This is a genomic window from Curtobacterium sp. HSID17257 (assembly GCF_003989515.1).
Taxonomy (GTDB): domain Bacteria; phylum Actinomycetota; class Actinomycetes; order Actinomycetales; family Microbacteriaceae; genus Curtobacterium.
On sequence record NZ_RBLU01000027.1, the window covers coordinates 17,644 to 35,566 of the forward strand.

The 17,923-nt window shown below is 72.4% G+C and carries 18 protein-coding genes; 11 read left to right on the forward strand and 7 right to left on the reverse strand.

All coding sequences use genetic code 11. From position 1 onward, the window contains the following. Nucleotides 1–73: 73 nt before the first annotated feature. The 9 genes from D8M35_RS06525 to D8M35_RS06565 all read left to right on the forward strand — a co-directional run bounded on the left by D8M35_RS06525 (nucleotide 74) and on the right by D8M35_RS06565 (nucleotide 10,585). A complete protein-coding gene (locus D8M35_RS06525; RefSeq protein WP_126891112.1) occupies nucleotides 74–1,732 on the forward strand; it encodes an ABC transporter substrate-binding protein in 1,659 nt (552 codons plus the stop codon). Continuing rightward, nucleotides 1,729–2,682 carry an ABC transporter permease gene (locus tag D8M35_RS06530; RefSeq protein WP_126891113.1) on the forward strand — a complete coding sequence of 318 codons (954 nt, stop codon included), beginning with the start codon at nucleotides 1,729–1,731 and terminating at the stop codon, nucleotides 2,680–2,682. Before D8M35_RS06525 ends, D8M35_RS06530 begins: the two co-directional genes overlap by 4 nt. Beyond that, complete coding sequence (locus tag D8M35_RS06535) at nucleotides 2,679–3,551, forward strand: ABC transporter permease (RefSeq protein WP_126891114.1); 873 nt, start codon at nucleotides 2,679–2,681, stop codon at nucleotides 3,549–3,551. Before D8M35_RS06530 ends, D8M35_RS06535 begins: the two co-directional genes overlap by 4 nt. A 107-nt stretch (nucleotides 3,552–3,658) precedes the next feature. Beyond that, nucleotides 3,659–5,506 (forward strand): gamma-glutamyltransferase family protein, encoded by a 1,848-nt coding sequence (locus D8M35_RS06540; RefSeq protein WP_174234704.1) that lies wholly within the window; start codon nucleotides 3,659–3,661, stop codon nucleotides 5,504–5,506. Beyond that, nucleotides 5,490–7,193, forward strand: a complete 1,704-nt coding sequence (locus D8M35_RS06545; protein WP_126891115.1) for an ABC transporter ATP-binding protein — start codon at nucleotides 5,490–5,492, stop codon at nucleotides 7,191–7,193. Before D8M35_RS06540 ends, D8M35_RS06545 begins: the two co-directional genes overlap by 17 nt. Nucleotides 7,194–7,302: 109 nt before the next feature. Next, the gene (locus tag D8M35_RS06550) at nucleotides 7,303–8,004 is read left to right on the forward strand and encodes a GntR family transcriptional regulator (protein WP_238638124.1); all 702 of its coding nucleotides are present in this window, start codon (nucleotides 7,303–7,305) and stop codon (nucleotides 8,002–8,004) included. Between the two features lie 236 nt (nucleotides 8,005–8,240). After that, complete coding sequence (locus D8M35_RS06555) at nucleotides 8,241–8,681, forward strand: OsmC family peroxiredoxin (protein WP_058727514.1); 441 nt, start codon at nucleotides 8,241–8,243, stop codon at nucleotides 8,679–8,681. 79 nt (nucleotides 8,682–8,760) lie between these two features. Beyond that, entirely contained in the window at nucleotides 8,761–9,012 is a 252-nt protein-coding gene (locus tag D8M35_RS06560; RefSeq protein ID WP_126891116.1) for a hypothetical protein, read from the forward strand. A 64-nt stretch (nucleotides 9,013–9,076) separates the two neighbouring features. Next, a complete protein-coding gene (locus D8M35_RS06565; RefSeq protein ID WP_126891117.1) occupies nucleotides 9,077–10,585 on the forward strand; it encodes a threonine/serine exporter ThrE family protein in 1,509 nt (502 codons plus the stop codon). A 98-nt stretch (nucleotides 10,586–10,683) separates the two neighbouring features. Here the strand turns inward: D8M35_RS06565 and D8M35_RS06570 are convergent, their stop codons facing one another. Next, nucleotides 10,684–10,878, reverse strand: coding sequence for a DUF2795 domain-containing protein (locus tag D8M35_RS06570; protein WP_126891118.1), 195 nt, complete (start codon nucleotides 10,876–10,878; stop codon nucleotides 10,684–10,686). 82 nt (nucleotides 10,879–10,960) lie between these two features. Further along, a complete protein-coding gene (locus tag D8M35_RS06575; protein WP_126891119.1) occupies nucleotides 10,961–11,638 on the reverse strand; it encodes a TetR/AcrR family transcriptional regulator in 678 nt (225 codons plus the stop codon). A 152-nt stretch (nucleotides 11,639–11,790) separates the two neighbouring features. Here D8M35_RS06575 and D8M35_RS06580 point away from each other — a divergent pair, with 152 nt between their 5' ends. Then, the gene (locus D8M35_RS06580; RefSeq protein ID WP_126891120.1) at nucleotides 11,791–12,108 is read left to right on the forward strand and encodes a hypothetical protein; all 318 of its coding nucleotides are present in this window, start codon (nucleotides 11,791–11,793) and stop codon (nucleotides 12,106–12,108) included. A gap of 84 nt (nucleotides 12,109–12,192) precedes the next feature. Here D8M35_RS06580 and D8M35_RS06585 read toward each other — a convergent pair whose 3' ends face one another. Next, nucleotides 12,193–13,134, reverse strand: coding sequence for an SDR family oxidoreductase (locus tag D8M35_RS06585; protein ID WP_126891121.1), 942 nt, complete (start codon nucleotides 13,132–13,134; stop codon nucleotides 12,193–12,195). Nucleotides 13,135–13,293: 159 nt separating this feature from the next. Here D8M35_RS06585 and D8M35_RS06590 point away from each other — a divergent pair, with 159 nt between their 5' ends. Next, nucleotides 13,294–14,127 carry a hypothetical protein gene (locus D8M35_RS06590; RefSeq protein WP_126891122.1) on the forward strand — a complete coding sequence of 278 codons (834 nt, stop codon included), beginning with the start codon at nucleotides 13,294–13,296 and terminating at the stop codon, nucleotides 14,125–14,127. 42 nt (nucleotides 14,128–14,169) lie between these two features. Here D8M35_RS06590 and D8M35_RS06595 read toward each other — a convergent pair whose 3' ends face one another. The 4 genes from D8M35_RS06595 to D8M35_RS06610 form a co-directional block, all read right to left on the reverse strand. Beyond that, nucleotides 14,170–14,955 carry an endonuclease/exonuclease/phosphatase family protein gene (locus D8M35_RS06595; protein WP_126891123.1) on the reverse strand — a complete coding sequence of 262 codons (786 nt, stop codon included), beginning with the start codon at nucleotides 14,953–14,955 and terminating at the stop codon, nucleotides 14,170–14,172. 55 nt (nucleotides 14,956–15,010) lie between these two features. After that, entirely contained in the window at nucleotides 15,011–16,510 is a 1,500-nt protein-coding gene (locus tag D8M35_RS06600; protein WP_126891124.1) for an LCP family protein, read from the reverse strand. An 82-nt stretch (nucleotides 16,511–16,592) separates the two neighbouring features. Then, nucleotides 16,593–17,243, reverse strand: a complete 651-nt coding sequence (locus D8M35_RS06605; RefSeq protein ID WP_126891125.1) for a GntR family transcriptional regulator — start codon at nucleotides 17,241–17,243, stop codon at nucleotides 16,593–16,595. 12 nt (nucleotides 17,244–17,255) lie between these two features. Next, the coding region (locus D8M35_RS06610; RefSeq protein ID WP_148113337.1) for an MMPL family transporter at nucleotides 17,256–17,923 on the reverse strand (668 nt) is incomplete at its 5' end.

The window sequence follows — 17,923 nt, forward strand, 5'->3', positions numbered from 1 at the left end:
TGTATGCAATCACCGCACTCCTGAGCGTGACTCCACAAGAGTCGCCACGCACACCAGCAGCTCCAGGAACACGATGTCCCAGACCTCCGCTCGACGCCGCCGGACACTCCTCGCCGTGCCCGCCGTCGCCCTGGCCGCCTCGCTCGCGCTCACCGCCTGCGTGCCGGTCCAACGCTCGAAGGCCGGCGGCGCGACCGCCGGCACCGTCACCACCGTCGCGATCGGCGACCAGCAGGTCCGCGAGGGCGGTGACCTCGTCATGGCCCTCTCCGCCGAACCGGACCGCCTCGACCCCACCACGTCGTCGTCGCTCTACACCCGGTACGTCATGGAGACGATGTGCCAGAAGCTCTACGACATCGACGCCGAGGGCACGGTCGTCCCGATGCTCGCCACCGAGCTGCCGACGGTGTCCGACGGTGGGAGGACCGTCACGTTCCCGGTGCACACCGGCTACCGGTTCGCCGACGGCACCCCCTTCGACGCGGACGCCGTCGTGACGACGCTCGAGCGCAACCTGACGAAGGACGACTCGAGCCGCAAGAGCGAGATGGGTCCGGTGTCGAGCATCGAGGCGGTCGACGACCACACCGTGCGGCTGCACTACGCGACCCCGTTCGCCCCGATCACCGCGGCACTGGCCGACCGTGCGGGCATGGTCATGTCGCCGACGGCGCTGGAGCAGGAGGGCGACGGGTTCGGCGACCACCCGGTCTGCATCGGCCCGTACAAGTTCGTCGAGCGGGTGCCGCAGACCTCGATCACCGTCGAGCGTGACCCGGAGTACCACGACCCGGCGAGCGCGCACTTCGACCGGATCACCTACCGGATCATCACCGACGCCAGCATCCGCGCGCAGAACCTGAAGTCCGGGGACGTCCAGGTCGCCGACACGATCTCCACGCAGGACGTCGACGAGCTCCGGAAGCGGAAGGACCTCAGCGTCCTGCGCACCGGTTCCCTCGGCTACCAGGGCATCACGATCAACCTCGCGAACCAGGACGGCGTCGGCACGGACCCGAAGCCGCTCGACACGCCGCTCGCCACGCAGCGGAAGGTCCGGCAGGCCCTGTCGATGTCGATCAACCGCGCCGAACTCGTGCAGAGCGTGTTCCGGGGCTGGGCGGACGTCGCGTGCTCCCCGATCCCCGACACGAGCGCGTTCGCCACCGACGCGAGCAAGGCCTGCCCGGAGTACGACCCCGAGCGGGCGAAGGAGCTCCTCGAGGAGGCCGGCGTCGAGCAGCCCTTCCCGATCGAGATGGAGGTGACGAACACCCCCGACACCGTCCGGTTCGCCCAGGCGCTGCAGGCTCAGGCCCGCGCCGGGGGCTTCGCGATCACGATCACCCCGGTCGAGTACACGACCCTGCTCGACGACCAGACCCGCGGCGACTTCCAGGCGCTGCAGCTGGGCTGGTCCGGCCGGGTCGACCCGCACGGCAACATCGGCTCGTTCCTCGGCACCGGCGGCGGCAACAACTACCCCGGGTACAGCGACCCCGAGGTCGACGACCTGATCGCCCAGGCGTCGCAGGCCACCGACCAGCAGGAGCGCGCCGACCTGTACGGGCAGCTCGTGACGAAGGTCCAGCAGGACGACCCGATCATCTACCTCTACCGGACCCGCAGCATCACCGGCGTCAGCACCGACGTCGCCGGGGTCTCCACCTACGCCGACGGCGTGGTCCGACTCAGCCAGGCGGCGTTCGTGGAAGGCGGCGACAAGTGACCCGGTACGTCCTGACCCGACTCTGGCAGGCGGCGCTCACGCTCGTCCTCGCCTCGATCGTGGTGTTCTTCGGGGTCCGGCAGCTGCCGGGCGACCCGGCCCTGGCCCTGGCGGGCGAGGAGGCCAGCCCCGAGCGGCTCGCCGCCGTGCGCGCCGACCTCGGCCTCGACGACTCCCTGGTCGTGCAGTACTGGCGCTTCGTCGTGAACGCGCTGCAGGGCGACCTCGGGCAGTCCACCCGCACCGGCACCCCGGTCACGGAACTGCTCGGCGCGACGCTCCCCGTGACGCTCTGGCTCGCGCTCTACGCGATCGTCGTCGCCGTCGTCGTGGGAGTCGCCCTCGGCACCCTGGCCGAGCGCTACCGCGGGCAGTGGCCCGAGTGGATGGCGAACGCCGCGGCCCTGGTCGGGCTGAGCGTGCCGAACTTCTGGCTCGGCATCCTGGCGATCGTCTGGCTCGCCGCGGGCCTCGGCTGGTTCCCGGCCTCGGGCTACGTCCCGGTGACGCGCGACCCGCTCGGCGCACTGCACCACCTGACGCTCCCGGCGCTCATCCTCGGCACGTCGCTCGCCGCCGTCATCATGCGGCAGACCCGCGCGTCGATGATCGAGACGATGAAGACCGACTTCGTCCGGACCGCCCGCGCGAAGGGGCTCAGCCGTCCGCGGGTGCTGTTCCGCTACGGGCTCCGGAACTCGATGATCGTCGTCGTCACGATCGTCGGCCTGCAGCTCGGCGGCCTCATCTCGGGCGCGGTCGTCACGGAGCGCATCTTCGCCCTGCCCGGCTTCGGCAAGCTCACGCTCGACGCCGTGTTCACCCGCGACTACCCGGTGATCCAGGCCGTCGTGCTCGTGATCACCCTGGGCTACGTGCTCATCAACTTCGCCGTGGACGTCCTGTACTCGGTCATCAACCCGAAGATCCGCGTCGGAGGCGCCGCATGACCACCATCACCGCTCCCTTCGACCTGGGCTCGAGCCGCGGGCGCATCTGGAAGCAGGTCCGGACGAACCGGCTCGGCATGACGGGCGGCATCATGCTCGCCGTCGTCGTGCTCGCCGGGGTCACCGCCCCGCTCGTCGCTCCGCACGACCCGACCGCGACGCACTTCGACCTGCCGTTCCAGGTCCCGTTCACCGTCGGCTTCGGGTTCGGCACCGACGACCTCGGCCGCGACATCCTGTCCCGCACGCTGTACGGCATCCAGGTCTCGCTCGTCGTGGGCGTGCTGTCGGTGCTGCTCGCGGTCGTCGTCGGCACCCCGCTCGGGCTCCTCGCCGGGTACTGGCGCTGGCTCGACGCGATCATCTCCCGCCTGACCGACGTCGCGCTGGCGTTCCCGTTCCTCATCATCGCGGTGGGGCTCGCGGCGATCAGCGGTCCGAGCCTGACGAACGCCGTGATCGCGATCGGCATCTCGCACGTGCCGGCGATGATCCGGATCGTGCGCGGCGAGACCCTGCGGATCACGAGCGCGGACTTCGTCACGAGCGCGAAGACGTTGGACGCCGGCGGCGCACGCATCATCGCGCAGCACGTCCTGCCGAACTGCGTCTCGGCGATCATCGTGCAGGCCACCGTGATCATGCCGGTCGCGGTGATCGGCGAGGCGCTGCTGTCCTTCCTCGGCCTCGGCATCCAGCCGCCCACCCCGAGCCTCGGCATCATGCTCTCGGACGCGCAGCAGTACCTCGGCCAGGCGCCGTGGGCCGCCGTCGTGCCGGGTGTCGCGATCGCCGTGATCTGCCTCGGCTTCAACCTGTTCGGCGACGCCCTGCGCGACGCCCTCGACCCCACCGCCTCGGACCGCTGAGGAGCACCAGCACCATGAGCACCAGCACCATGAGCACCACCACCAACCCCGCCTTCACCACGCCCCCGGCGGAGACCACCCGACCGGACCTGCAGGGCACCTTCGGCATGGCCGCGTCGACGCACTGGATCGCGACCGCGACGGCGCAGGCCGTCCTGGAGCGCGGTGGCAACGCCTTCGACGCCGCCGTCGCCGGCGCCTTCGTCCTGCACGTCGTCGAACCACACCTGAACGGCCCCGGCGGCGACGTGACCGCGGTCTTCGCGACGGCGTCCGACAAGACCCCGACCGTCCTGATGGGCCAGGGACCGGCACCCGCGGGCGCGACGCCGGAGCACTTCCGGTCCGAGGGTCTCGACCTCGTCCCGGGAGCGGGCGCGCTGGCGGCCGCCGTGCCCGGCGCCGTCGACGCGTGGCTGCTGCTCCTCGCCGAGCACGGGACGTGGGAGCTCGCCGACGTGCTCGCCCCCGCGATCGGGTACGCCCGGGACGGCCACCCGGTCGCACCGCGGGTGGTCGCCACCATCGCGACCGTGCAGGACCTGTTCCGCGACCACTGGCCGTCCTCCGCCGAGCGGTGGCTGCCGGGAGGCTCGGTGCCGGTCGCCGGGTCGATGGTGCGCAACGAGACCTACGCCACGGTCCTGGAACGGCTCGTGCAGGCCGGGTCCGGTGTCACGACGGGCGACGACACCGCCGACGCGCGCGTCGCGCGCATCGAGGCCGCCCGCACCGAGTGGGCCGAGGGCTCCGTCGCGCAGGCGATCGACGCGTTCGTCCGCACCCCGCACCGGCACGCGTCGGGTACCGACCACGCCGGCGTGGTCCGGGCGAGCGACCTGGCGGCGTTCCGTGCGTCGACCGAACCCGCGACGACCGCCGAGTTCCGCGGGCACACGATCGCGAAGACCGGGCCGTGGGGCCAGGGCCCGGCGCTCCTGCAGACCCTCCGCCTGCTCGACCCGATGGACGACGAGCGGCTCGACCCGTCGACCGTGCTCGGAGCCCACACGATCGCCGAGGCGCAGAAGCTCGCGCTCGCCGACCGTGAGGCGTACTACGGCGACGGCGACGTCCCGATGGCCGAGCTCCTCTCGGACGCGTACTCCGACGAGCGCCGCGCCCTGATCGGTGACCGGGCGTCGCACGAGCTGCGCCCGGGCACGGTCTCGGTGCCGGCCGGTGCGCTGCCGCCGCTCCGCGAGACCTACACCCCGGGCGGCGAGCCGATCGCGGGCGTCGGTGAGCCGACCGTGCCGGGCGCGCGAGGGGACGCTCCGGCGCCCGACGCCTTGGCCGTCCCCGCCGAGGACGACGCCGTGCACGAGGACCGCGGCGAGCCGATCGTGATGGCGACGGGCGAGACCCGCGGCGACACGTGCCACATCGACGTCGTCGACCGATGGGGCAACATCGTCAGCGCAACGCCGTCCGGCGGCTGGCTGCAGTCCTCGCCGACGATCCCCGAGCTGGGGTTCTGCCTCGGCACCCGCATGCAGATGACGTGGCTCGAGGAGGGCACCGCGTCCACGCTGACCCCCGGTGCCCGGCCCCGCACGACCCTCACCCCGACGCTCGTGCTCCGCGACGGCGAACCCGTCGTCGCGATGGGCAGCCCGGGCGGCGACCAGCAGGACCAGTGGCAGCTGCTGTTCCTGCTCCGCACGATCGTCGGCGGGTGGACCCCGCAGCAGGCGATCGACGCCCCGGCGCTGCACACCACGTCGTTCCCGGGGTCGTTCTGGCCCCGCACCTGGACCCCGGGCGGCCTCGTCGTCGAGGACCGTCTCGGCGACGACGTCATCGCCGGGCTCGAGGAGCTCGGCCACGTCGTCACCCGCGCGGGCGACTGGTCGCTCGGCCGCCTGTCGTGCGTGACGCGCGACCCCGACACCGGCGTCATGGGCGCCGCCGCCAACCCGCGAGGAGCACAGGGCTATGCCGCAGGACGCTGAGGACCGGACCGTGCACGACGGCGACACGACCACCGGGGCCGCACCGCGCCTCCAGACCGACCAGACCGACCAGACCGACCGGACCGACCGGACCGACACCCTGCTGTCCGTCCGCGACCTGCGGGTCGCCTTCGGCGACCGCGAGGTCCTGCACGGCGTCGACCTCGACGTCCGCCGCGGCGAGCGCGTCGCGATCGTCGGGCAGTCCGGATCGGGCAAGTCCACGCTCATCGCGGCCCTGCTGCGGCTGCTGCCCGGCGCGGGGCACATCACGGGTGGCACGATCCGCCTCGGTGACGACGACATCGCCCACGCCGACGAGGCGCTCATGCGGCGCGTGCGGGGCGGACGGATCGGGCTCGTGCCGCAGGACCCGTCGACGAACCTCAACCCGTCGATGCGGGTCGGTGCACAGATCGCCGACGCGCTGCGGGCCGGTGGGCTCCGGGGACGGGCGGCGATCCGGGACCGGGTCGTGGCGCTGATGACCGAGGCCGGCATCCCCGAGGCCTCCCGTCGGGCGGACCAGTTCCCGCACGAGTTCTCCGGCGGCATGCGGCAGCGCATCCTCATCGCGGTGGCGCTCGCCCGTCAGCCCGAGCTGCTCATCGCCGACGAGCCGACCAGCGCCCTCGACGTGACCGTGCAGCGGCAGATCCTCGACCACCTGCAGACCCTGGTCGACCAGCACGGCACGACGCTGCTGTTCGTGACGCACGACCTCGGGGTCGCGGCCGACCGGACCGACCGCGTCGTCGTGATGCTCGACGGCGACATCGTCGAGCAGGGTGCGCCCGAGGCGATCCTCCGCGACCCGCAGCACGAGTACACCAAGCGGCTCATCGCAGCGGCCCCCGCGCTGTCCGGGGTGGCGCCGGAGCCCGTGGCCGCGGGCGAGCCGATCCTCGTCGTGTCCGACCTGGTGAAGGAGTACCGGCTCCGCGGTCGTGGTGCCGGAACGCTCAAGGCTGCCGACGGGGTGTCGTTCGCGGTGCGTCGCGGCACGACCACCGCGGTCGTCGGCGAGTCCGGCTCGGGGAAGACGACCGTGGCGCGGATCGTGCTCGGGCTCGAGACGCCGACGTCGGGCACCGCCCTCGTGGACGGGAAGTCCATCGGGGCCGCACGTGGCGCCGAGCGGCGGGAGATCCGACGCCGGGTGCAGCCCGTGTTCCAGGACCCGTACGGGTCGCTCGACCCGACCTCGACCATCGAGCGGATCATCGACGAACCCCTGCGGGTGTTCGGCATCGGTGACCGGGCGTCGCGCACCGAACGGGTCGCGACGCTCCTCGACCAGGTGGCGCTCCCCCGCGAGGTCGCGCAGCTCCGGCCGAACGAGCTGTCCGGTGGGCAGCGGCAGCGGGTGGCGATCGCCCGGGCGCTGGCGCTCGAACCCGAGCTGATCATCCTCGACGAGGCGGTGTCCGCGCTCGACGTGCTCGTGCAGGAGCAGATCCTCGCGCTGCTCGAGGAACTGCAGGACCGACTCGGGCTGAGCTACCTGTTCATCACCCACGACCTCGGGGTGGTCCGGCGGATCGCCGACGATGTCGTGGTGATGCGGCGGGGCGAGGTCGTCGAACGGGGATCGGTCGCCGCGGTGTTCGACGACCCGCAGGAGCAGTACACGAAGGACCTGCTCGACGCCATCCCGGGCAAGCGTCTCGCCGAGGCGGCTGCGTGACGGACCTGCTCGACGCCATGCGGCACCCTCGGGCGCAAGGCGCTGGCCGAGGCGGCTGCGTGACGGGGTCCCGGGTGGCCGACCGACAGAGTGTGGCACGATCGGCTCCGTGCTGAACGGGACGAGCGTCATCGACGCCATCCGCCACGACATCGTGACCGGCGCCCTGCAACCGGGCACCCGGGTGACCGAGGCGTTCCTCGCGGAGCGGTACGGGGTCTCCCGGGTGCCGGTCCGCGAAGCCCTGCGCGGCCTCGAGGGCGAGGGCTTCGTCGTCTCCCGCCCGAACGTCGGCTCCCGCATCGCCGCGATCCCCTTCGACGAGGCCGACGACCTGTTCGCCGTGCGGGAGGCGCTCGAGACCGCCACCGCCCGCCGCGCTGCGACCCGGGCACGGACGCTGTTCGACGCCGACGCCCCGCCCGAGGACTGGTGGCGTGTGCGCCGCGAGCTCGGCGTCGTCCTCGACGACGGGGACACGGCAGTCGAGCGGGACGAGCTCGAGCTGCTCGTCGACCTCAACGAGCGCTTCCACCTGCTCGTCGCCGAGCTCTCCGGCAGCTCGACGCTCGCGACCCTGCTCCGCCAGCTCTCACGGAAGATCGAGTGGCTGTACGCGCTCGACACCTCGTCGCGCGGCAAGCGGCTGTGGCCCGACCACCGGCGCATCCTCGCCGCGATCGACGCGGGGGACGTCGAGGCGGCGGCCGAACGGATGGCGTGGCACGTGCGGGAGAGCCGCATCGGGTACGCGGCGCGCTCGTCCCCGGAGCAGGCGACCCTGCTGCGCAAGGCGGGCCCCGCCCTCTGACGCCGAGGCCGCCGCCGCACGGCTGGCCGGACGTGCCCGAGTCTCGTGCTCAGCGACGCCCCTCGCGCCGATCAGCCCGAGAGCGGTCGCACAGCTCGAGACTCGCTCAGGCGTCCGTCCTTCCGGCGGCGCCGACCTGCGTACTCACCGAGAGCCGGTTGCGAGAACGAGCGTTCTCCGATTGACTCGGACACGTCGGCCCGCAGCGGGTCGACTCCCCGACGAAAGGAGCGGACATGCCCACGCGCACCGCACGCACCGCCTGGCACGGCGGCCTCAACGACGGTTCCGGCCAGGTCGAGCTGTCGAGCTCGAAGGTCGGCACGTACGACGTCTCCTTCCCGAAGCGCGCCGCCGACGAGGCCGGTGGCACCACCAGCCCCGAGGAGCTCATCGCCGCAGCCCACTCGGCCTGCTACGCGATGCAGTTCTCGGCGATCCTCGGCGAGGCCGGCGGCACGGTCGAGGCCCTCGACGTCAAGGCCGACGTCTCGCTCGGCCCGGACAGCGCGGGTGGCTTCAAGCTCACCGGCATCACCCTCACCGTGAACGGCGAGGTCTCCGGCATCGACGAGGCCGCCTTCCTCAAGGCGGCGGACGAGGCCAAGGCGACCTGCCCGGTCTCCAAGGCGCTCACCGGCGTCGACATCGAGCTCAAGGCGACCTTCGAGCAGTAGCCGCGACCACGTGCCGGACGGGAGGCGCGGTGCCAGCTGGCACCGCGCCTCCCGTCCGTCCGTCGGTACCGTGGGTTGCATGCGTCTGTTCCGCACCCGGACCCACGTCGCCCTGTGGCTCGGCATCGTCGTGGCAGTGGTCGGCGTCGTACTCGTCCTCGCCGCACCGCCGTCGTCGTCCGGCTGGTTCGTGACCGCGCCGGAGTCCGACTTCTCGTACGTCGCCGGCGTCCGCCCGTGGCAGCTCGTCGTCGGACCGGCACTCGTGCTCCTGGGCGCGGTCGTGGCGGCCTTCGCGGCCGGACGACTCAGCGCACAGCGCCGTCACTGATCCGTCATCGGCAGCGTCCAGCCGACGTCCGGACTCGGGCGCGAGCGGCTGGCACCATGGTCTGATGGCCGAGCAGTTCCTCCCCGGCGTCCCGCGGCCCGGGCGTCCACCCCGGCCGCGCGTCCGCAACCTCGCACAGCACGACATCCGCGACGCCCGCGCTCGGCTGCGCGGCACGATCTACGAGGACGTCACCCCCGACACCCGCCCGCGCGAGCAGTACTCGCCCGTGCAGATCGTGGACTTCTGCCTCGACCTGGCGGAGGTCATGCTCGCCTCGGGCGCCGACACCCGCAGCGTCGAGACCGCCGTCGTCGCGGTGTCGACGAAGTGGAACCTCGCGCCGCTCGACCTCGACTTCTCCGGCAGTTCGGTGACGCTCCAGTACGCCCCGGCCGACCACCCGCCGCTCGTCAAGGTGCGGACGGTGCAGTCGGACGGCTCGGACCTCGACCGGCTCGCCCGTGCGAACCAGATCGTCGACGACCTGGTGCACGGCGAACGCGACATGACGAGTGCCGTGAGCGCCCTGGTGGCGGTGCTGCGGCTGCCGAGTCGCTGGCCGTCCTGGCTCGCCGACGTCGGGCTCTCCGTGCTCGGCACCTCGATCGCGATGCAGGCCGGCGGCGGCTGGCGCGCCGGCGCGGGGGCCTTCGTGCTCATGCTCGGGATCATCCTGTCCGGCCGCTGGCTGACGGGCCGGGGCTTCCCGCAGTTCTTCGTCTCCGGAGCACAGGCAGCGGTCGCCTCGGCGATCGGCACCCTGGCGATCTGGGCCGACGTCCTCACCGCGACCGGTGCGGCCACGATGGTCGCCGCGCTCGTGGTCCTGCTGCTGCCGCACGTGTCCCTCGTCACCTGGGCCCAGGACGCGATCTCCGGCTTCCGGGCGATGGCCGTCGCCCGGGCCTTCTACATCGTGCTCGTGATCGCCGCGATCGTCGTCGGGGTGCCCGCGGGCATCGCCGTGCTGCAGTGGCTCCGGATCGAGGTCGACCCGTCCGGCATCGTCCTGCAGCCGCTGCCGCTCTGGGCCTCGTTGTCGCTGACGGTCGTGTCGGCGGCGGCGAACTGCTTCGTGCAGCAGGCCAGCGCGCGGGTGATCCCGGTCGCGGTGGTGTTCTCGGTCACGGCCGGGGCGTTCCTCTGGGAGCTCCGGCACCTCGGGATGCCGCTCCTCGGAGCGACGTTCATCGCGTCGGTGCTGCTCGGCGTGCTGTCGACCATCGCGGCCGCCCGGATGCGCACGGCCGTGGCGGCGATCGCGGTGCCGGCGTTCTGCGGCGCGCTGCTGCCCGGTGTCGCGGTGTCGAACGCACTGCTCAACTTCATGTCCGGGTCGTCCGGCGCCGCCCTCGACTTCGTGGCGGCGGTCTCGGTGGCGCTCGGCATCGGCGCCGGACTCGTGCTCGGCGGCCTCGTGGCGACCCCGGGCGCACGGCGGGCCCTGCGGCGCGCGCGTCGGGTGACGGTGCACTCGGTCCACAACGACACGACGGCGATCCCCGTGCTGCGGGACACCGGGTACGACCCGGGCAACGGTTCGGTGCCGCGGGGCCACCGCCCGCGCTAGGCCCCCCGGACGCGAGACTCGGGCTGGGCGACCGATCTCGTGCCCTGGAGCACGAGGAACGTCGCGCAGCCCGAGTCTCGGGTACGCCTGGGTGCCGGTCAGCCCTTGTCGGAGACGGCCTTCGTCACCGCGGTGGGAGCGTCGTAGTCGCCGTCCGGGATGTTCTTCAGCGCGTCGAGGACGTCACCGGGGGCGTCCTCCTTCTCGGCGGTCGCCACGATGTCGTCCTTCGAGGCCGGGTAGTCGATGCCGCTGAGGTACTTCTGGACCTGGATCGGGTTCGGTGCTGCCATGTCGGTTCCTTCCGTCGGAGCCTCCACGACTACGCCTGCGCGGCTCCGCGTCGGTCCGGCCGACGCGCGTTGCGGCCAGGCCTCAGATCTCCCAGCTCCCGCTGTCGCTCCACTGCGAGAAGCGCTGCGCAGCCTGCGGCTCGTACCGTTCCATCCACCCACGCTCGAGCCGCGCGACGGCACGGTCGAACGCCGGCACGAGGTCGAGGTCCGGACGCAGCATCGCCTGCAGCTGGAGCCCCTCGTACAGCGCGATGAGCTGCTCGGCGCCGCGTCGCGGGTCCATCGTGTGCGGCGCACGGCCGACGGCGATGTCGTGCTCGAGCCCTCGGCGGATCTGCGAGAAGAAGAGCTGGTAGCGCGAGCGCAGGTAGGTCGACATCGGGTGCGCGGGGTTGCCGGCGACGGAGAGCAGCGCGACGAGCAGCCGCATGAGCGCGGGGTCCTCGGCGTTCGAGGCGACGATCGCCCGCAGCAGCTCGACCGTCGGGCCGTCGCCGACCTCGTGTGCGACCTCCTCCAGACGGGCGCCGTTCCACCGGTCGACCGCGGCGAGCACGAGGCCGTCCCAGGAGGGGAAGTGCTGACGGAGCTCCGCGGTCGTGATGCCCATCCGCTCGGCGACCATGCCGACGTGGGCCTCGTGGAAGGGCACGTCGCGGAGCACGTCGACCGTGGCGCCCACGATGGTGATCCGCAGGTGCAGGGAGGCGGCCGCGGCGGCTGCCGCCTGCGTGTCCGCGCTGGTGTGTTCGAGCATCGTGCCCTCCGTCGTGCGGCGGACGTCCTGTCCGCACCCCTGATCCAACCGCAGTGTCGGGGGACACGGCATCCCCGGTACGGGTGTCGGCATGTCGGGGGACAAGTGTCCGACCCCAGCGCAGACCGAGCGTTCCGTGCGACCATGCCGGGATGGACCCGCAGGACCCCGTCGCGCAGGGACTCGCCACGATGGCGTCGGCCGGTTTCGAGTTCGGCAGCGACGACGCACAGGTGGCGCACGACGTGCGGACGATGTGGGAGCAGCTCGGCTCCCCCGCCGGCGCCTTCGACGCCGCGGCACGGGCGATCGCGCGCCTGCCGCAGCGTCCCGAGGTCCCGGTCGCCGACCAGGCCCGTCGCCGCGCGTTCGAGCGGGCGATCGGGATCAACCCGGTCGAGGTCGAGCTGACCGCGGCGATGTCGGCACGCGAGCTGCTGGAGCGGATGGCGCGGTCCGTCGCCTGCTGACCGTCGACGGTCGACCCGGCCACGTGACGGACGGGAGGCACGGTGCCAGCCGGCACCGTGCCTCCCGTCCGCTGCTGGTCGCGACTACGGCGTCGGCATGCCGCCGTCGACGTGCAGCGTCTCGCCAACCACGTAGGACGACTCGCCGCTCGCCAGGAAGACGAACGCCGGCGCGAGCTCGGCGGGCTGGCCCCAGCGGCCCAGGTAGGTCTGCTCGCCCGCGGACGGCAGCGCCTCCGGCGGCTGGCCACCGGCCGGCTGCAGCGGCGTCCAGATCGGGCCGGGCGCCACCGCGTTGACGCGGATGCCCTTCGGCGCGAGCTGTGCCGCGAGGCCCTTCGCCATGTTGTTCACGGTCGCCTTCGTGGCGGCGTAGTGCACGAGGTGCGGCGACGGCGCGTACGCCTGGATCGACGTGGTGTTGATGATCGTCGAGCCGGGCTGCAGGTGCGGCACGGCGGCCTTCGTGATGCGGAACGTCGCGTACGCGTTCGTCTTGAAGGTCTCGTCGAACTCCTCGTCCGAGATCTTCGTGATGTCGTCGACGTTCTGCTGCTTGCCGGCGTTGTTGACGAGGATGTCGAGCCCGCCGAGACCGTCGACGGCCCGCTGCACGAGCTCCTCGCAGAACGCGAGGTCCTTGATGTCACCCGGGATCGCGACGGCCTTGCGACCGGCTGCCTCGATGAGCCCGACGATGCGGTCGGCGTCCTCCTGCTCCTCGGGCAGGTACACGATCGCGACATCGGCACCCTCGCGGGCGTACGCGATCGCGACGGCGGCGCCGATGCCCGAGTCGCCACCGGTGACGAGCGCCTTGCGGCCCTGCAGACGCCCCGAGCCGCGGTAGGTGTCCTCGCCGTGGTCGGCGGGGACGTTCTCCGCCATCTCCTCGTCGGTGCCGGCACCCTGCAGGTACTGCTCGTCCGGCTTCTTGTCCGCGTACATCTTCGTGGGGTCCTGCATCGAGTACTGGTCGAGCCCCGTCTGTCCGGGCCCTGCCTGGTCGTTCTGCTGCTCCGTCATGGCCTGGACGGTACGCACCCGGACACGCTCGGCCGTCCAGCCGGCTGTCCCCCGCGCCGCTCTTCGTGACACATCCCCAAGATCACGAACACGTGACGAGAGGGCTGCGATTCGGTAACACCTGTCGTCCTGCACGGCTGGGGGTCGTACGGTCGACTGGTGACTCCCCGTACCCTGCTCGCGCTCGGCGCAGCCGCGCTCGCCTTCGCAGCCGGCACGGTCGGGTTCGACGTCACGGCTCCCGGGGGTGCGGCACCGGCTGCGGCTGCCGAGGACCGCAGCGACGTCGCGAGCCCGGCGCAACCGCTGGTCCGGGTGACCGACCGCGACCTGCGCCGCGTCGACACCGTCGAGCTGGACGCCGAGTCACTCGTGCTCCGTCGCGGCGACGCCACCGTCGCCGAAGTGTCCATGCGCGACGCGCGGTCGACCGTCACGCTGCTCAACCGACTGCTCGGCACCCCGTCGCGCACGCAGACCGCGGCCGGCGACGGCGGCGCGTGCTTCCCGTCGGGCACCACCTACACCTGGGGCGGCGCGGTCCGCGTCGCCGCGCTCGACACACCGTCCTCCGTCGGCAACGCGGTCGAGATCCGGGTCCTCCGGGACTCCGTGCGGAGCCGGACCGGTGAGCGGGTCGAGCTGACGGGGCCCGACGGCGTCCAGGTCGGCGACGACGTGGCGGACGCGATCCAGGCCGCGCCGCGCTCCGACAAGGTCTCGTTCGGATCCGGCGACTCCCAGGCGTGGCAGCTGCTGCTCGAGTCCGGCTGGGCACCGGACGACGACGCCCCGTCCGCAGGCGACCCGCGTACCGGGCACGACGGCACCACCGCCGGTTCCGCGCCCACGGGCGACCAGGGCGCCGACGGCAGCGGCGACGGCGCGGACGACGACGCACAGGGCACGAACGGTGTCTCGGCACTGACCGACGACACCGAGGTCACCGTCATCGGCTCCCCGATGCCGGTGCACGCACGCCGCTCCTGCTGACGCCACCCGCTCGCGGCTGCCGTCAGCGCACCGCCCGGCGGCTCAGGCCACGCGCAGCGTCGCCACGACCGGGAAGTGGTCGCTCGCGGCCCACGTCTCGGGTCCGTCGTGGTCCATCACCACACGCTCGGCCGTGACGTCGCCGCGGGTCAGCACCCAGTCGATCCGCTCGCCCGAGTCCACCGGCGCCTGCCAGCCGTTGAAGGACGCCGTGCGGTCGGCGGGGTCACCGGCATCGGTCCAGGCGTCCCGGTACCCGGCGTCGGTGAACACGCGGGAGGCCGGACCCGCGCCCCACGGCTCGTTGCAGTCGCCCGCGAAGACGACCGGGCCGTCGACCGGAGCGAGCCGCTCGACGACGAGGGCGGCGCTGCGCCGACGCACCTCGTCCCCGTGCTCGTTCTCCTCGTGGTCGAAGTGTGCGGTGAGGAGCGTGAACGCGGGCCCGTCGGTGTCGAGGAACCGCGTGTGGTTGGCGACCCGCGGGTACAGGCTCCCCCAGGTGTTCGACACCGGCTCGTCCGGGGTGTCGGAGAACCAGAAGGTCCCGACGTCGACGGGGCGCAGCCGGTCGCGGCGGAAGAAGATCGCGGCGTGCTCCCCCGCCGTACCGCCCTCGCGACCCTGCCCGACGGCGTCGTGGTCCGGCAGCCCGTGCCGCAGGGCGTCCATCTGGTGGTCGAACGCCTCCTGCACGCAGAGCACGTCGGGGTCGTGCCGGCGGATGACGTCCAGCACCAACGGCAGCCGTGCGGGCCAGTCGTGCCGCGGGTCCGGGTTCTTCACGTTGTAGGTCATCAGGGTGATCGGACGTGCGGCGTGGGTCACCGGTCGAACCTACCGGCACGCTCCCGCCGGGGACCCCAGGGTGGTGTCGGCTGCGTCAGTTGATGCAGACGCCTTCCTCGCCGTAGTTCTTCACGTCGGTCGAGCTCGGCGCGGGCTCCGGCTCCGCCGGCTGCGACGCCTCGGCCTCGGGTGCCTCCTCCGCCGGGGCGGACGTCCCGTCGGCAGGGGCGGCCGGGGCGCTGACGGTGATGCCGTCGGTCCCGAGGACGAGCGTGACGCCCGACACCGTGGTGGACCGGACGACGACCGCACCCGGCACCAGCGCGGCGACGGCCTTGGCCTGCGCCTCCTGTCCGGCGGGGTACTGCACCTGCGTCTTCTGCGTCGTGTCCGAGGAACCCGGGGTCCCGACCTGGAAGCCGCGCGCGGTGAGGTTCGCGGTCGCGGTCGCGGCGGCGCCGGACGTCCCGCTGCCGTTCAGCACGGTGGCGGTCGTCGCGGCGGGCTCGGCGGCCGTGGCCTTCGTGTACTCCTCCGGCTCGCCCACGAGTCCCTGCACGAAGGCGGGCAGTCCGACGGTGTCGATCTCGACGATGGACAGCGGGCGGCCACCCACCGTGATGGTCGGGGTGCCGAGCGTCGGGATCGTCGCCGACTGGATGTTCCCGGGCCGCAGGTTCCGCATCTGCGTCGCGAGCGAGACCAGGTCGGTGTCCGTCTGGATCGAGCCACCGACGGCACTGAGGATGTTGTTCATCTTGATCGGGTTCAGCAGCGTGCCCGCCGAGAGGACCTTGCGGGCCTCCTGCGACAGGAAGTACTGCTGCCGCACGTTGCGGTCGAGGTCGCCGTTCGGCAGCCCGTGCCGCTGCCGGACGAACGACAGCGCCTGCTTGGCGTCGAGTTCCGAGGTCCCCGCCGGCAGGTCGACGCCGGAGTAGGGATCGTTCACCGCGTTGTTCAGGCAGACCTCGACCGGCCCGAGCTCCTTGACCACCTGGTAGAAGCCGAGCAGCGACACCCGGACGTAGTGGTCGATCGTCAGGCCGCTGAGGTCCTGGATCGTCTGGATGAGCAGCTTCGCGCCGCCGGTGTCGCCGCCGCCGTTGAGCGTGCCGTAGTAGAACGCACTGTTGAGCTTGCCCTTGCCGACACCGGGGATCGGCACGTACGAGTCACGCGGGAACGAGATCATCGTCGCCCGGGACCCGTCGGCGCTGATGTGCAGGACGATCATCGTGTCGGTGTTCGTCGCGCCGCCGTCGTCCTCGGTGCTCAGCTCGGCCATCTGCTCGGGCGTCGCGTTGTCCGGGCGGTGGTCGTCGCCGACGAGCAGGATGTTCTGCGCCTGGCCGTCCACGTCGTCGCTGTCGTCGTCGCTCGAGCGCGGGCTGATCGCATCGATCTTCGTCACGCCGCTGTTCAGGCTCGTGAAGGCGAAGGCGGCGTAGCCTCCGGTCAGCACGAGGCCCATGGCCAGCACACCGGCCACCGCCGGCAGGACCACCCCGCCCCCGCGCTTCTGGCGCCCGTGGCGCGGCGGCACGTGGCCGCGGCGGGCACGGCGCGTCGTCTGCTCGGGTTCGATGCTCACCCGGAAACCATAACGGCACAGCGTGGATCGGACAGGGAGATCCCTGAGGGTCCGCGGCCGACGCTGTACGCGCCCGACGTGCTCAGTCGCGCGTGGGCAGGAGGTGGATCGCCTCCATCGCGAGCTCCGCGGCGACGGGTTCACCCGCGACGACCGCGGCGCGGAGCTTCACGAGCTCAGGACGCACGACGTCGGTGGGGACGAGCTCGGCGAGCTCCGGGACCCGGAGCCGGAACGCGAGGCCGTCGGTGGTCGAGCGGCACAGCTGCGCGAGCGAGGCGTTGCCGCAGGCGTCGGCCCACATCGAGTAGACGTCCGCGCCCTCACGCGCGAGGTCGGCCTGCTGGTCGGCGTCGAGGCGCGCCAGCACGTCGTCGAGCACCCCGAGGACGCGCTCGCGTTCGGCGTCCGAGAACCGCGGGACGGCCAGCCGGACGACCCCGCCGTAGATGACACCGAGGGTGCGGTATGCGTCGAGCAGCTCGTCCTTCGTCGGGGCGGCGACGCGCGTGTAGCGGTTCGGCGCCATCTCGATCAGTCCGGCCCGTGCGAGTTCTGCCAGTGCCTCGCGGATCGGCGTCCGCGAGACCCCGAGCCACGCGATCAGGTCGTCGTCGTTCAGTCGTTCACCCGGCTCGAGCGTGCCGTCCATGATCGCGTCGCGGATCTTGTCCTGCACGGTGTCGCGGAGCAGCTTGCGCTCTGCGGCCGGCTGCGTGGAGGGGACTGGCATGCCACCAGCGTGTCACATGTGACGGGCTGCGCGCGAGAGGCGCGACGGCCACCACGCACGGCGGCCCAGGTCGATCACGAGCGCCGGGACGAGCAGGGACCGGACCACGACGGTGTCGAGCAGCACCCCGAACGCCACCACGAAGGCGATCTGCGCCAGGAACAGGATCGGGATCACCCCGAGCGCCGCGAAGGTCGCCGCCAGCACGATGCCCGCTGACGTGATGACGCCGCCGGTGGCGGCCAGTCCGCGGAGCACTCCTTCCCGCGGACCGTGTCGCAGCGACTCCTCGCGCACCCGGGTCATGAGGAAGATGTTGTAGTCCACCCCGAGCGCCACGAGGAACACGAACGCGTACAGGGGCACGGACGGGTCGGCCCCGGGGAACCGGAACACGTGGTCGAAGACCAGGGCGCCGACACCGAGGGCGGCCGCGAAGGACACGACGACGCTGCCGACGAGCACGAGCGGGGCCACCACGCTGCGGAGCAGCAGCACGAGGATCAGGAGGATGACGGCCAGCACCACGGGGATGATGACCGACCGGTCCCGGATGCCGGTGTCGTTCGTGTCGACGGCGGTCGCCGTGACGCCGCCGACGACGGCGCCCGGGTCGACCCGCTCGACGGCGACGCGGAGGTCGCGAACGGTCCGCTCGGCGGCGGCGGAGTCGGCGGGGT

What these genes read in the sequence shown, in the direction of transcription:
- D8M35_RS06565 (WP_126891117.1), top strand. Translation starts at nt 9,077, where the DNA reads ATGGCCGAGCAGTTCCTCCCCGGCGTCCCGCGGCCCGGGCGTCCACCC.
- D8M35_RS06575 (WP_126891119.1), bottom strand. Translation starts at nt 11,638, where the DNA reads ATGCTCGAACACACCAGCGCGGACACGCAGGCGGCAGCCGCCGCGGCC.
- D8M35_RS06540 (WP_174234704.1), top strand. Translation starts at nt 3,659, where the DNA reads ATGGCCGCGTCGACGCACTGGATCGCGACCGCGACGGCGCAGGCCGTC.
- D8M35_RS06570 (WP_126891118.1), bottom strand. Translation starts at nt 10,878, where the DNA reads ATGGCAGCACCGAACCCGATCCAGGTCCAGAAGTACCTCAGCGGCATC.
- D8M35_RS06560 (WP_126891116.1), top strand. Translation starts at nt 8,761, where the DNA reads ATGCGTCTGTTCCGCACCCGGACCCACGTCGCCCTGTGGCTCGGCATC.
- D8M35_RS06580 (WP_126891120.1), top strand. Translation starts at nt 11,791, where the DNA reads ATGGACCCGCAGGACCCCGTCGCGCAGGGACTCGCCACGATGGCGTCG.
- D8M35_RS06555 (WP_058727514.1), top strand. Translation starts at nt 8,241, where the DNA reads ATGCCCACGCGCACCGCACGCACCGCCTGGCACGGCGGCCTCAACGAC.
- D8M35_RS06535 (WP_126891114.1), top strand. Translation starts at nt 2,679, where the DNA reads ATGACCACCATCACCGCTCCCTTCGACCTGGGCTCGAGCCGCGGGCGC.
- D8M35_RS06605 (WP_126891125.1), bottom strand. Translation starts at nt 17,243, where the DNA reads ATGCCAGTCCCCTCCACGCAGCCGGCCGCAGAGCGCAAGCTGCTCCGC.
- D8M35_RS06545 (WP_126891115.1), top strand. Translation starts at nt 5,490, where the DNA reads ATGCCGCAGGACGCTGAGGACCGGACCGTGCACGACGGCGACACGACC.
- D8M35_RS06585 (WP_126891121.1), bottom strand. Translation starts at nt 13,134, where the DNA reads ATGACGGAGCAGCAGAACGACCAGGCAGGGCCCGGACAGACGGGGCTC.
- D8M35_RS06525 (WP_126891112.1), top strand. Translation starts at nt 74, where the DNA reads ATGTCCCAGACCTCCGCTCGACGCCGCCGGACACTCCTCGCCGTGCCC.